Source organism: Xenorhabdus littoralis (assembly GCF_033949345.1).
GTDB classification, from domain to species: domain Bacteria; phylum Pseudomonadota; class Gammaproteobacteria; order Enterobacterales; family Enterobacteriaceae; genus Xenorhabdus; species Xenorhabdus littoralis.
Map to the genome: position 1 here is coordinate 1 of NZ_VCDP01000140.1, position 12,713 is coordinate 12,713.

The 12,713-nt window shown below is 45.4% G+C and carries 11 protein-coding genes; 7 read left to right on the forward strand and 4 right to left on the reverse strand.

Annotated features, from left to right (window positions below):
- Window positions 1-729: 729 nt before the first annotated feature.
- Window positions 730-993, reverse strand: a complete 264-nt coding sequence (locus FE394_RS18555; protein WP_319927810.1) for a helix-turn-helix domain-containing protein — start codon at window positions 991-993, stop codon at window positions 730-732.
- A gap of 779 nt (window positions 994-1,772) precedes the next feature.
- Window positions 1,773-2,060: a hypothetical protein gene (locus FE394_RS18560; RefSeq protein ID WP_319927811.1), complete on the reverse strand. Its 288-nt coding sequence runs from the start codon at window positions 2,058-2,060 to the stop codon at window positions 1,773-1,775.
- Window positions 2,061-2,379: 319 nt separating this feature from the next.
- Here FE394_RS18560 and FE394_RS18565 point away from each other — a divergent pair, with 319 nt between their 5' ends.
- The 7 genes from FE394_RS18565 to FE394_RS18595 all read left to right on the forward strand — a co-directional run bounded on the left by FE394_RS18565 (window position 2,380) and on the right by FE394_RS18595 (window position 9,949).
- The gene (locus FE394_RS18565; protein WP_319927819.1) at window positions 2,380-4,110 is read left to right on the forward strand and encodes a type VI secretion system baseplate subunit TssF; all 1,731 of its coding nucleotides are present in this window, start codon (window positions 2,380-2,382) and stop codon (window positions 4,108-4,110) included.
- 35 nt (window positions 4,111-4,145) lie between these two features.
- Entirely contained in the window at window positions 4,146-6,155 is a 2,010-nt protein-coding gene (locus FE394_RS18570; RefSeq protein WP_319927812.1) for a type VI secretion system Vgr family protein, read from the forward strand.
- Window positions 6,152-6,652, forward strand: a complete 501-nt coding sequence (locus tag FE394_RS18575) for a DUF4123 domain-containing protein (RefSeq protein ID WP_319927813.1) — start codon at window positions 6,152-6,154, stop codon at window positions 6,650-6,652. Before FE394_RS18570 ends, FE394_RS18575 begins: the two co-directional genes overlap by 4 nt.
- A 118-nt stretch (window positions 6,653-6,770) precedes the next feature.
- A complete protein-coding gene (locus FE394_RS18580) occupies window positions 6,771-8,162 on the forward strand; it encodes a hypothetical protein (RefSeq protein ID WP_319927814.1) in 1,392 nt (463 codons plus the stop codon).
- Complete coding sequence (locus FE394_RS18585; RefSeq protein ID WP_319927815.1) at window positions 8,159-8,794, forward strand: hypothetical protein; 636 nt, start codon at window positions 8,159-8,161, stop codon at window positions 8,792-8,794. The genes FE394_RS18580 and FE394_RS18585 overlap by 4 nt, the downstream gene beginning before the upstream one ends.
- Window positions 8,795-8,892: 98 nt before the next feature.
- Window positions 8,893-9,648 (forward strand): hypothetical protein, encoded by a 756-nt coding sequence (locus tag FE394_RS18590; RefSeq protein ID WP_319927816.1) that lies wholly within the window; start codon window positions 8,893-8,895, stop codon window positions 9,646-9,648.
- Window positions 9,649-9,685: 37 nt separating this feature from the next.
- A complete protein-coding gene (locus FE394_RS18595) occupies window positions 9,686-9,949 on the forward strand; it encodes a PAAR domain-containing protein (protein WP_319927817.1) in 264 nt (87 codons plus the stop codon).
- A 323-nt stretch (window positions 9,950-10,272) separates the two neighbouring features.
- Here the strand turns inward: FE394_RS18595 and FE394_RS18600 are convergent, their stop codons facing one another.
- Together FE394_RS18600 and FE394_RS18605 are read right to left on the reverse strand one after the other, a co-directional pair.
- The gene (locus tag FE394_RS18600) at window positions 10,273-12,267 is read right to left on the reverse strand and encodes an AAA family ATPase (protein WP_419836365.1); all 1,995 of its coding nucleotides are present in this window, start codon (window positions 12,265-12,267) and stop codon (window positions 10,273-10,275) included.
- A gap of 215 nt (window positions 12,268-12,482) precedes the next feature.
- Entirely contained in the window at window positions 12,483-12,689 is a 207-nt protein-coding gene (locus tag FE394_RS18605; protein WP_319927818.1) for a helix-turn-helix transcriptional regulator, read from the reverse strand.
- Between the last annotated feature and the right edge of the window lie 24 nt (window positions 12,690-12,713).

Below are 12,713 nucleotides of genomic sequence, written 5' to 3' on the forward strand. Positions count from 1 at the left end.
TCTCCCATCTCACTTTTCCCACGTAATTAGCAAGATCAATAAAACTAAAAATGACTCCGTTACTCTGTAATTACGACGTCACCCTGAACTTTTCTTCACCCGTTAATATCACCCACGATATTCTGGCGATCTTATTGGCCAGCGCGATAGCCACAATATTAACCGGACGACGCTGCATCAGCTTTTTTATCCACTCACCATAGTTATCGTGCCTTCGGTTTGGCTCGCTTAATCATTAAGTCTGTCAGCTTCATAACTCACCGATGTTGTATAGATTTAGGAAGACGACACTAGACTTAGGGAGAGTAAAAAGGCCATGAACTTATTGATTTTATTGATGTCAATTGGCTTAACTAGACTTCAGGAGATGTTTGATTGGAGTGAAGGGCTTAGAACAACTTATTCAACATACTGATATAAAACAAAAATATTTTTTCTATTTTTGATTATATACAAATTTCTATACAACTTACTTTGTGCTAAGAAGTCTCACAAATCTCATTTTTCTGTTGTTATATTTTTAATTTGTGATCCGGCTCAATCATAATCAAAACAAGGTCAGCAGCTAACCACTTTCACCAGTGAGTGTTCTGCCGCAACCTCGCTTCTGCTCTACAAAGCAAAAAAGCCTTGAGGTTTAAAAATGGTCAAATTTGGCTGCCATTTCACACTCAGGGCTTCATATTAAAATTTATCATTTTTACGAAGTCGATCACAAATTGAGGCAGGTTATTCTTGTGGTTTATCGCGAACCTTGCGTTCAATCGGTTGACCACTCACACCAAAATAGCGACTCGGCCAGATTTCCGAAGGATGTATACCGAGGTAGTTCGCAATAATCCACTCCCCTTTAGGCCACGGGCGGCTTAATGCGTTTGCTAATGTCGATGAACTGAGTCCCGCTTCACGAGAGACAGCCGCTAAGGTTGTACCACGTTTACGTAATGCAGCAATAATATCGGCTTGGTGCCAGTCATTTCTAACGTTATTCATTCCTGCTACCCCTTCCATTAATTAATCATTGATGGTGGTGATTCAAGCAGGGTTAGCAGACCGGGCTAAGATACCGGCGAGGCCGAAGCCTCCCCCGCCTGAACCACCATTGAAAGGGTGAACGCAGGCGCACTGGTAGAAACATCCTACCAGTGTTCTTAGCTCAAGGCTGCTAAACCTTGACCATTGGATTTTGCCAATGGCGAGGTTACTTTAACTGATTGTTTTATCTGACTCAATAACCGAATTACTAAGTTTAACGGTTATAGCTCCTCTCAAGAGCGCACAAACTCAGAGGAGAATACGGACGGCTAAATCAATCTTTGTTGTTTGTTCTCGTTCGTGATCGCTTCGCTATCCGCATTTCTCCTGTGATTTTCAGGCAAACTTTATTCATTTCGAAACATTCTCTGCGTGTCGGTTAGGTTCACCGTTCCTCGGTGCGTCAGATAATGTGTAGCAGAGAGAGCATTGTGTTGAGTTATTGCAGGAGTTCGCTACGTGCATGCCAAGCACGGCGATCGGTGTACTCCCCGTTCAGTGCCTGATCTCAGTCAGGATGAACGCCTCATTAATCGTGACGTGGTGTAATTTCTCCTTTTTTACTGCATCAGCCTGTTTTAAGGCAGTGGGTTGAAAACCAGACTTGAAATTCGTTCATAAATCAAACGAAATGTCAGTCAATGGCCTGTTTCGAGAGGTTGCACTGAGTAATTCGTAGTTCAAATCGGCCGTAAAGCCAGTCCGGTTGCGCTCTGGACGTTTGCCGCCCGGCGGCGTCACTTGCGTAACAGCGTAGCGATTACCAAGTGACGCCGCGCAGCTTTCGGGACGTTTGTTATTCGTGGATAAGCATGTCGGTGAATGTTGTACCGATTAAAACAGTATCGGTCAGAACGTGGCAGATACCATTCTGCGGGGAGTGGGTGATAAGCCGGTGCATAAGACCGGTAAACTTTCATCGCCGGACGGTGGGTTATGTGTCCGGTGATATCTGCTTCCAAAAGTGCGCAGATGTACCGCAATCGTGCTCTCTCTTTCAGGCTACGGGAGTTTTTGCTCGCCACCCGAAGGCGATCTTTGCAGGCGATAAGATCATTGAGGTTACAGGAAAAATATTAGCGGTTGAGCCGGGTGGGGTCAACGGGAGAAAACGCCTGTTTTTAAATTTTTTCTTGGATGACACAAAAATCACAATTTATTAATTAAATTAACGGATAATTCCGTATGATAGCAGGGTTAACCCTGTTTCTTTTGTGATTCATAAAGATTTTGAATTAAATGCCGATAACTCATTGATTTGAATGCCAGTGTAAGGAAAGAAAAAAAATGAAAAACCGCAAGGAATCGCTGTACCTGCAAGAACTGGCCTATCTGCGGGAAAAGATGAAGCTGGCGGCAGCCGAAAATCCCCATCTGGCCGAGTTTCTGGCGCACCCCAATGACCCGGATATCCTGCGTCTGCTGGAAGGTTTCGCCCTCCTGTCTTCCAACCTGCGCAGTAAAATCGGGGATACTTACCCCGAAGTGTCCCATGAAACGCTTGCACGCATCTGGCCTCATACCTTACGCCCCGTGCCCCCGACAACCATCATTCAATTCACGCCCCATCAGGGCGTACATCAGGGGGCGGTCAATATCCCGAAAAGCACCCCGGTGACGGCCGCTGAGGGGGAGCAAAATTTACCGTTTCACACCTGCCGCGACTTGCCTGTCGAACCGTTTGTTATGCTGAATAAACAGATCCAAAAAACCCGCGAATACAGTGATATTGTGCTGACGCTGCACCGGACGGGCAATGTGTCGCCGGGCTGGTCAGGCGGAAAACTGCATTTCTTTTTGGGCACCGATAAAAACCGGGCAGCCCAGTTAAGTTTGTGGCTGGATATGCACATCGATGACTTTTACCTGCGCACGGCGGAGAGAGAAACCCGGCTCAGAAACAGTTATTCTTCCGGCTGGGGGGCGAATTTCCAGCACACCTTATTGCCCACCGAAAAGCTGCCTTTTGCCCGCCTGCAACAAATGACCGAGTATTACTGCCTGCCCCATGTGTTTAATTTCATCACCTTAGATATCAATGAACAACGCGATTTGCAGTTAAACCCGGATAATACCTGTGAGCTGATTTTCCGCCTGCAAGGGGAGCTACCGATAGATGAGTTGGGTGATGCCTTTCAGCTTGGCTGTGTACCGGCGATCCATCTGGAACCGATGGTCAGCTCGTCCATTTCTCTGGAACCGGATAAGGCGTGTTATCCACTGGCACTGGCAGACACAGCGCGGCTTTTCCGCATAGACAGCATCCAGACGGCGAAGCAGCCCGGCGAAAAAGCGGTTCAGGGAAGCGCACCCCGTGGCAAGCCCTGCTGTTTCCTGCCGGTTGACCAGTTCCAGCCCAAAAGCGACTGGTTGCTTGATGCCGGTGATCCGGATAACGTCTATTTTCAGTCGCAGGTGACCGACGATTTACTGGGGCGGCTTCACAATCAGGTACACTTTATCGGCATGGACGGGAAAGCCGCGAACAACCTGTCACCGCAGACAGTATGCGCCCATGTCACCAGCTTCCATATTCAGTCCATGCAGTTGGGCATCGGTGAAATTACGCACACCCCGGCGTCGGTGCCCGCCCATTTACACGCCCGCAATATCACGGTGGTGTCGCCCGATTTTCCCCCGATGGTGATGGGCAAATCAGACTGGTCGCTGATAAACCTCTTAAACTGCCCGCCTTTTTTACTGTTCGATGCTGCATCACTGAAAGGTTTTCTGCGCCTGTATGATTGCTATGCTGAGCATGATCGCGTCCTGAGCCGCCGGATACAGCAGCATATCAACGGCATTGTGCGGGTTGACGCCCGGTCAGGTGCGCGTCTTGACAATACAAAACAGGGGCAGGGGTGTTCCATTAATGGCCACTATCTGCATCTCTACCTTGATCCAGCGTGTTATGACAATGACGGCATCATGTATCAGTTCTGCCGGGTTATCGACGAACTGCTGGCGTGCTTTGTCGTGCGGAATAATTTCATTCTGTTAAACATTTATCGGCAGGATGAGCAACAGGTGTTATGGACATTCCGGCAGCGTACCGGACTGCGTAGCGAAATGTAATACCTTGATATATTAATAAAAATCAGGAGAGGATAATGCTAAAAAGTGGATTACGGTTTCTTTGCCGGATAAGCGATCTACCCGAAGAGACGTTTGCCGTGGCAGATTTTACCCTGCACGAAGGGCTTTCTGACCTCTTTACTTTGAACCTGACACTGGTTCAGTCTTTGCCCGCCAACCCCTTTAAACCCAAACCGGAAATTGATTTAACCGCACTGCTGATGCAGGAAGCGGTGCTGCAAATTTTTTACGGGGAACAGGAGCAACGCAAAATCACCGGGATTATTTCCCACGCCGACTGGTGCGGCACCGATGGTAATCAAACACGCTACACGTTCACCGTGCGCCCGTTCCTCTGGCGGCTGACACTCAATCAGGACAGCCATATTTACCATCGTCAGACGGTGCCGGATATCATGACGCTCTTGCTGAAAAAGCACCATGTCCGGGCGGATTCACAACTGGAAGATCCCCATCAGAACCGGGAATACACCACCCAGAAGCGGGAGTCGGATTACGCTTTCTTCTGCCGGCTGGCTGCCGAAGAAGGGATCAGTTTCTGGTTTGAGGATGAGACGTTGTTTTTCAGCGACAGCCATCTGGGGATGACGGCTAACCTGCCGTTGCAGTACCAGCCCCAACCGGACACTGCCCACGGGCAGGATGTCATTTATCAGGTGCGCCTTGGCGTCGGCATGGCACCCAAGCGCAGTATCCACCGGGATTACAACCCGGACCGGCCGCTTTCCCAAGTGTATCAACTGGAGAGCAGCCCGGAATATCAGGCATTGGGTTCACTCACGCCGTATACCATTTACGAAAGTTACGGGCGTTTCCAGCAGGAAGCCGAAGGCAAGCCGTTCGTGAAATACCGCCACGAAGTGCTGAAAAACCAGACGCAAACTGGCAGCGGGCAGAGCAACTGCATCAAACTGCGGCCGGGAAAAATCTTCGAAATCGAAAATCACCCGCATAATCCACTCAATACCCGCTGGCAGATTGTCGGCATCAGCCATTATGGCCGTTGCCCGCAGGCACTGGGGGATGGTGGGGAGGGCACCACGCTCAGCAACGATTTTAGTTTTATTGACGGCTATGCCGACTGGCGTCCACCGTTTCATTACAAGCCACTGGCCGACGGTGACGAAAGCGCCACAGTTGTGGGACCCGAAGGTGAAGAAATTTTCGTCAATAAAGACGGTGCGATTAAAGTGCACTTCCACTGGAACCGTTACGACAAGCCTGATGACAGCGCTTCGTGCTGGGTTCGCGTGGCGCAGGGCTGGAACGGATATGGCTTTGGCTTTATGGCGATCCCGCGCATCGGGCAGGAAGTGATTGTTTCTTATCTCAATGGCGATATTGACCGCCCGATTGTTACCGGCTGTGTCTATAACGGACTCAACCGTCCGCCGCTGGACTTACCTGCTGAGAAAACCCGCACCACGTTTAAGACTAAAACCCACAAGGGCGAAGGTTTCAACGAACTGCGCTTTGAGGATGCCAAAGGCAGTGAAGAAGTGTTTATTCATGCCCAGAAAGACATCAAAGCGCAAATTCTCCATGACGAAACCCACAATGTGGGTCATAACCGGACACACCATATTAAAAATGACGCGCATTTGCGTATTGATAATGAATACCGTGTTTTGGCGGGGAATGATATTTCATTATCGACAGGTCAAAAGCTGCATATCAAGGCCGACGATGCGCTGTTAACCCAAAGCGGCAATGAAATTCACCTGAGTGCCGGTGCCAAAGTGGTGATTGATGCGGGATCTGAACTGACCATTCAGGCGGCGGGGCATTTTCTGAAAATTGATGCCGGCGGGATCACCAGCAGCGCGGCGGTTAATATGGGAAGTGGTGCGCCGGGCAATGGTTCAGGCTGGGGCGGCAAATTGCCGGATATGTTGGATAAGCTGTCACCCATTAATGTGGCTCAGGCGGAAAAAACGGTCATCGCACCACCTGAGAAAATTTGCCTGTCCTGCCTGATGGCTGCGGCATCAACCGGTTCTGTTATGGTCATGAGGGGAGAATGATGACGGCCACATTAAAGGAAAAATGGGAAAAATACCGGGAAACCTGTCCGGAGATGAAATTATATGCGTTGGTGGACGGTTTACAATACGAGCGCCACTTTGATGACGCATTGACTTATCTTGAGGGGACGAACAATCCGCTGTTCCGGCAATTCCCGGATGCAGAAATTGCCTTTGCCGGACCGTGGTTGTTTGATATGAGTCAGGCTCAGGCGTGGGAAGAAAAATTCTTACGGCTGGAAAGCACCGCACCCGCTGTTTCCTGGCTGTACTCAACACTGTCATTGGACACACTGACCCGTCATCTTGAATCTCATTTAAATATCCGGTTAAAGACAGGCAAAACGGCATTACTACGTTTTTACGATCCCCGCGTTCTGCATCAAATTCCGCATATCTTTACGCCGGAACAGTTGACTCAATTCACTAAAAATATTGAAGAATGGCGGTATCAACTTGATAACCATCACCATGTTGTGAAAGGAATAGCATCATGATCACAGGGAGTCAGGCGCAGAGGAATAAGTTAATTGATTTACTGAATATCATTGAACGGAATATTAACATCACCACCGCTTGCCTCGTTGCAGCCAGCTATCAAGGAAAATAATTGCTATGGACAAAAACAGTATCGCTTCGGTTCTGTCAAATGTGAAAAACGACATTACAAAAAATATCACGAAGGAAAAAAGTAAAATCACTCATCCGGTTAGCGTTCCCAATTGTGCAGGAAAAATCGGTGATCCGGGGGTTAAATGCAACCAAAAATTCAGTCATCAGCTAAAATTATTGCCGATTGATAATCAGGTTAACGTGAGTAACGTGCCGTATGCTTTTATTTCCATCCCAGCAAGAGGATTTGGCAAGACGAATAGCGAAGGCGAGACCGACCGTATTATGACCCGGCAACCGGAAGAAGTGACTGTATTGGTTGGCAAACTGGCCAAAAGTTACGAAAAAAGGCGTGGTAACTTCGGTTCAATGAAGGAACTCGAAGAAAGAAAAATCAGCCTGATCACGAATACAGATGAACCAATCACTGAGAAGCCGTATATCAGTGGTTATGATTATATTACTGTGGTGGGTGCGAGAACGGTACCTTGGGAGCCAAAATTCAAAGCTGTTGTAAGGGGATTCAGAGAGTCCCCAGGAAATCAGTACCGTTTTATTAATTGCGGATTACATCAGTTACAGCTTTTTCCTAAAGCCAGTCAGGGTGATCATGCTGTACAACGCATTATGGTGGTGTTTCAGCAGGGATACACGCAAAATGATATTAATAGAATTAATCAATATACTAAAAAATTAGGCGGTCGTATTGTCTATGTAAAAAACAAACAGGGGCTTATTGACTTTCTGAATCAGAGAAAAGAAAAGAAAAGGCTTATTAGGGAGATGGTGTTTTTCTGTCATGGCATTATTAATTATGCAACTTTTCATTATGAAGGAGAGGATGTAGAAGGTGGGAAGTTTGGGCCAGAAGAGATTGAAAAGGTGTATGAATCAATATTTGATTTCGATACTAAAATAACGACTTATGCCTGCCGGGCAGGTATTTCTGTTGATAATGGCTATCCTGGAGATTTTACCGGGATACCGGATGCAGGACAAGATAAAAGCCCGGCACAGCGAATGGCAAATGCTTGGGACGTTGAAGTCAAAGCATTTGAAAAGCGTTCCTCTTATATAGGGATATATGGAAAGGATAAGGAAGCTAAAGAGGCGAAGGAATATAGTAAAATAATTGAGAAATATGAGGCAGATTGCAAGGCTTATAAGTATGAGTTGAGTAAAGGGAATGAAAATTCCACTCCTCCGGAAAAACCTAAAGATTATGACATAATGAAAAAACGTAATGAAGATGTAAAGATAAGAGATTATAACGAAGACAATGATGGTGGTCCTATCGCACCCAATGGTTCTTGGAGATTGCCGGGTACAGGCGATACGCCGAAAGGATTAAAAAAAGGTCTGCAAGATTATAAACCAATAGAATGGATCTCATGAATTTACTTAAAAAAAATCGTATTATTAAAATCTCTCTCCTGATAGCTTTTATTTTATTTTTCTTAGGCGGTTATTATATGTATATGCAAAAATATCAAATGTATATTAGGGTAACTTCATATGATGAAAATTCATCTGAATTCCCATCTAAAAAGGTTTGGTTTGACGCCAGTGAGTGGTTGAATTCTCCACAGTATATTAAAGTTCATGATACCTATTTGATTAATAAAAAATATATCCCTATTGAAAACCTAGATACATGGGGAACTTTAGGGATAACAATTAAATTGCAGGATAAAATTGACAATTCAAGTGAATTTTATGAACTTAATGTATTAAAAAATATGGAAACTATAAATTTTTTAAATCTAATGAAGGATAAAATGAGTTATGAATATATATACACGAAATTTGATGAAGAATCATTGAAGCCAGTATTGGATTTCTTTTTGATTAAATTTCCTTGTAAAGGGAAAAGATATGAATTATTAATGATGAGAAGATTATCTGGAAATGATTATGTTTATGACCATTATGATTTCATTTACAAAGAAAATGAATGGCATAAACATAATAACAATATTATGACATACCGAGATTATCTCGCAGGAAAGATTGATTCATATAAATAACAAATAGGAAACTATAGTCGCTGAATCGAAAATGACATAAACAATACATTTCACCAGCGACTATAATTTTAGCTATTATGCTCGGAGATATTATAAATATGACAATAGAACTTAATGAAGACCAATGGAATAAGCTAAAAAAACATGCATTCGATGCGTATATTGATGAATTGGTATTGCATTATAATGAATCCTATCCCTATCTTGAAATTAAATTAGGTAAAGAAGGATTGATAAAATCATTGGAGGACGCCGTAGAAAAAGCGAAAAATGACGGTTTTGATCAACGTGGTGCCGTTCAGCTTTATATTGATATGCTTATTTTGTTTGGAGAAGAATTTCAGACTGATCCCCAACATTCATGGATAAAGGAAAACCTTGATAATTACGCCCATCTTGGTCAATTAGAAAAAACAACCTTACTTTATCATGAGGTCACTCGATATTTGAATGAAGTACATGGTAAACAAGACGAAAACCTGAAAGCCAGTATATTAAAATTTCAGAATATCAATATTGAACACTTGAATATTCAATGGAATACTTATAAAAGTAACGTAGACGTACTATTAAATTCTCTATTTCCGCAAAAATATCAACATATAAAACAGGATAATATCAAGAAAGTTATTCAATTCGGTATTGAGAAATCGAGTCAGTATGGTATAGAAGACGCTAATCACGCAGCATTTTTAACCTTGATAATGTTTTTACTAGGGCATGAATTCGATCAGGATATTTTTCTGCCTCACTTAAATACACGATTGTTTAAACAATATTATACTGATATTGATTCATTAATCATAGAAATGGAAAAAAAAGTTAAAGGCTATTTGAAAATATTGCTGCAATAATATAGAAATATTTTAGCCAATTGAGAAAGGAATAAATATGACAAATAAAGCCGTTATCCGGTTAAATGATACAACCGATCATGGTGGTAAAGTGATCACCGCTATTGATGGTTATGTCTATCAGGGCGTTCCGGTTGCTGGCAAAGGTGATTTAGTCGTTTGCCCGAAATGTGAGGATACATTCCCGATAGTAGAAGGGAGTGAGTCTTTAAAATATAAGGGGAAACAGATTGCCCTGGAAGGCATGAGTACCGCCTGTGGTGCAAAACTGATTGCCAGCCAGAAAGATTTTCTCGCTTGATGGTTAGACCATCATTTTTAGGGTATCACTGACGCGCTGCGCTTGTCTTCTCCGTGTTACCGGGCTAATAAATTACCCCGGTAACACGGAGAGCCTAAAAAACACCCGCCAGAAAAGGGACTGACTCCTCACGCTTCCTCATTTTTCTCCTCACTTTTTACTTTCCTCACTGCAAAAACAGGTGAGGAATTGGGATTTATTTATCCTTAAAAATCAATACTTTTATTGCTCCTCACTTTTTCCGTATATATGCGAGAAAAGTGAGGAATAGGGTGAGTCGTAAAATGCCTCTCCTCACTACGCCTCACTTTTCTACTCACTTTTTAATCCCCGTTGTTCTGGTTAACAATAGTGAGTTCCTGCCCGTTCCGGGTGATGAGTCCGTCATGCTCTAACTTGGTTAACCAGCGGCTAAAATTCTTCACATTCACCCCCATCGCCTTTAAGTCATCACGTACAAGAGTAATGGAGCAAGGCTCTTTCAGGACAGTGCGCGACCGTATGCACTGCCACAACGCCGTATGGTTATCAGTCTTATTGGAGACAAGACTGATTTCTTCCTCTTCAACCGGATCGCGCGGCCTGTCAATCAGAGCTAATGACGTAATATCTTCACCGTCTTTATCGGTAAAGAGTTCAACCACGCGCAGGTCATAGGCTTGGGTTTCCGGCTCTTCGGCATCTTTCATCTTGGTGCAGGCAATAACCAGCGCCCCGCCTTTTTTCCCTTCCCGGCTGATCTTATATTCAACATCCAGTGCAGCACGAAAGGCACTGGAACCCCTTGCACCCTTGCTTTCGTCTTTGCCGGAATGGTGAACCACGAGAATACTTGCCCCTGTCCGGGCTTTCAGTTCGTCACAACCCCGGACAAACGCCCCCATATCTTTTGAATCATTCTCATCAGCGCCCCCAAAACAACGGGCGAGGGTGTCCAGAATAATCAGGCGTACCGGTTGGCCCGTTTCGGCTTCAACTTGTTGGGCTGCAATCACCAGCTCATGCACTTCGGCAGGCGAAGCCGGAAATACGGGGGTATTGATCAGATACATATTTTCAACGGTCTGACCGTTGACGATTTCCCATGCCCTGATGCGCCGTGGCACACCAATCCCGCCTTCACCAACGACGTACATCACTGAACCCTGAGCGACTGATTTCCCTGCCCATGCCTTACCCGTGGCAATATGGCAGCCCCACGCTCCGGCCAGAAAGCTCTTGTATGACCCGCTCGCCCCGTAAATGCTGCACAGGGAATGCGCTGGAATGATGCCTTTAACGACGTAGTCCAACTGAGCATCAAAGCCTTGAGAACCGACTGAAAGCGGTAGCTTTGTCTTGCGATTTGGGTAGATGCTTTCTATATTGCTGCGATTCTCTGTTGCTTTATTGTTTATATATTCTCCCACCTGATGCAACCCCTTACTGAATGCCTGTTTTGCTGCCTCAATGCCGTGTTGTTGGCGATAATCATCCCAGTCAGCTTTGATATTACCCGGTGGCAATGTAAGCCAGCCCTTCACTGCATGGGCAGTTTTTTCTGCCGAGATCTTGCCAACATTCTTTTTGGGTTTGCCGTCTTTATCCAGCTCGCCCGGTTCGTGCCAGTCATTATCTGCGGCAATAATGATTTTTGCGTTCGGCCAGCGTTCCCGAACGGCTTTTGTGACAGGAAATAGATTTCCCTCATCCAGTGCCGCCAGAACCAGACCGTTATATAACTGACTGACCGTCAGCGCGGTGGCGTAGCCCTCTGTAATCAAGACCGTGTCCGGTTGTTCTTCCAGTGCAGACAGCGCGATAAACGAACCTTTCTTTTTGCTGCCAAACAGGTGTTTTCGCGTTCCATCCGGCCTGATAAGCAGCGCACCCGTGACTTTCTTGTCCAGTGTTGTCAGTGGCAACAACAAGGAGCCATCTTCAAGCAATCGCTGATTGGGGCATTGCAACCCCTTTGTGCTCAGGTATGGCGAATGTCCGGTAACGGATTTTGCCACCAGTGCCGCCACTTTTTCGGCAATCGACCGTGTTGTGTAAGTGGTTTCTCTGGCTGGCTTGGGGTCAGGCAAAGGTAATACCAGTGTATCTGCAACGATTTTGGCTGCCTCAGTAATCGATATCCCTTGGGTTCTTGCCACTAAATCCAGCCCATCACCATACTTTGGTTCGTCACACTGCCGACAATGCCAGTTACCATGATGGTGATCGTCAATAAAGTGAAAACGGTCAGTGCCACCGCAAACAGGGCAAGGGCCATGTTTACCCCTTGCCGGAATATCAATACCACATGCAGGGAGCAGACTTTCCCAATGGTACATAGCCGATGTTTTCACGGTCTGGATCAGTTCAAGCGGTTTTTGGCTGCGGGTTTTATCTGAAAGTGTAAATTTAGGGTGAGTTTGGGTATGCTGTATATCAGCCATCATCGTTACCTCGTATAACGGTTGTTGGTCAGACGCCTCAGTTGTGTTCGAGCACACTGGGGCGTTGTTTTTTTATGTTACGTTTCTTATGTCATGTTCTTTTATATGCGTTATGCCACCCGTGATTCCGCGATCCGCTGCGCAATCCAGCTATCAATCTCTGATTCAATAAACGCGACTGAACGAGAGCCGAGTTTAATCTGTTTCGGGAATTCTCCATCACTAATCAGTTTGTAAATCCACGCCTTGCTATAACCCGTTCTGCGTTGAACTTCGGGCAAACGAATAAGATTTTCTTTCGGTGCTGTCATTGTCATATTATTTATCTCCTGTTACCGAGT

Excerpts from the sequence above, each read along its gene's own strand:
- FE394_RS18555 (WP_319927810.1), bottom strand. The coding sequence starts at position 993 with ATGAATAACGTTAGAAATGACTGGCACCAAGCCGATATTATTGCTGCA.
- FE394_RS18565 (WP_319927819.1), top strand. The coding sequence starts at position 2,380 with ATGAAGCTGGCGGCAGCCGAAAATCCCCATCTGGCCGAGTTTCTGGCG.
- FE394_RS18570 (WP_319927812.1), top strand. The coding sequence starts at position 4,146 with ATGCTAAAAAGTGGATTACGGTTTCTTTGCCGGATAAGCGATCTACCC.
- FE394_RS18575 (WP_319927813.1), top strand. The coding sequence starts at position 6,152 with ATGATGACGGCCACATTAAAGGAAAAATGGGAAAAATACCGGGAAACC.
- FE394_RS18580 (WP_319927814.1), top strand. The coding sequence starts at position 6,771 with ATGGACAAAAACAGTATCGCTTCGGTTCTGTCAAATGTGAAAAACGAC.
- FE394_RS18585 (WP_319927815.1), top strand. The coding sequence starts at position 8,159 with ATGAATTTACTTAAAAAAAATCGTATTATTAAAATCTCTCTCCTGATA.
- FE394_RS18590 (WP_319927816.1), top strand. The coding sequence starts at position 8,893 with ATGACAATAGAACTTAATGAAGACCAATGGAATAAGCTAAAAAAACAT.
- FE394_RS18595 (WP_319927817.1), top strand. The coding sequence starts at position 9,686 with ATGACAAATAAAGCCGTTATCCGGTTAAATGATACAACCGATCATGGT.
- FE394_RS18600 (WP_419836365.1), bottom strand. The coding sequence starts at position 12,267 with ATGTACCATTGGGAAAGTCTGCTCCCTGCATGTGGTATTGATATTCCG.
- FE394_RS18605 (WP_319927818.1), bottom strand. The coding sequence starts at position 12,689 with ATGACAATGACAGCACCGAAAGAAAATCTTATTCGTTTGCCCGAAGTT.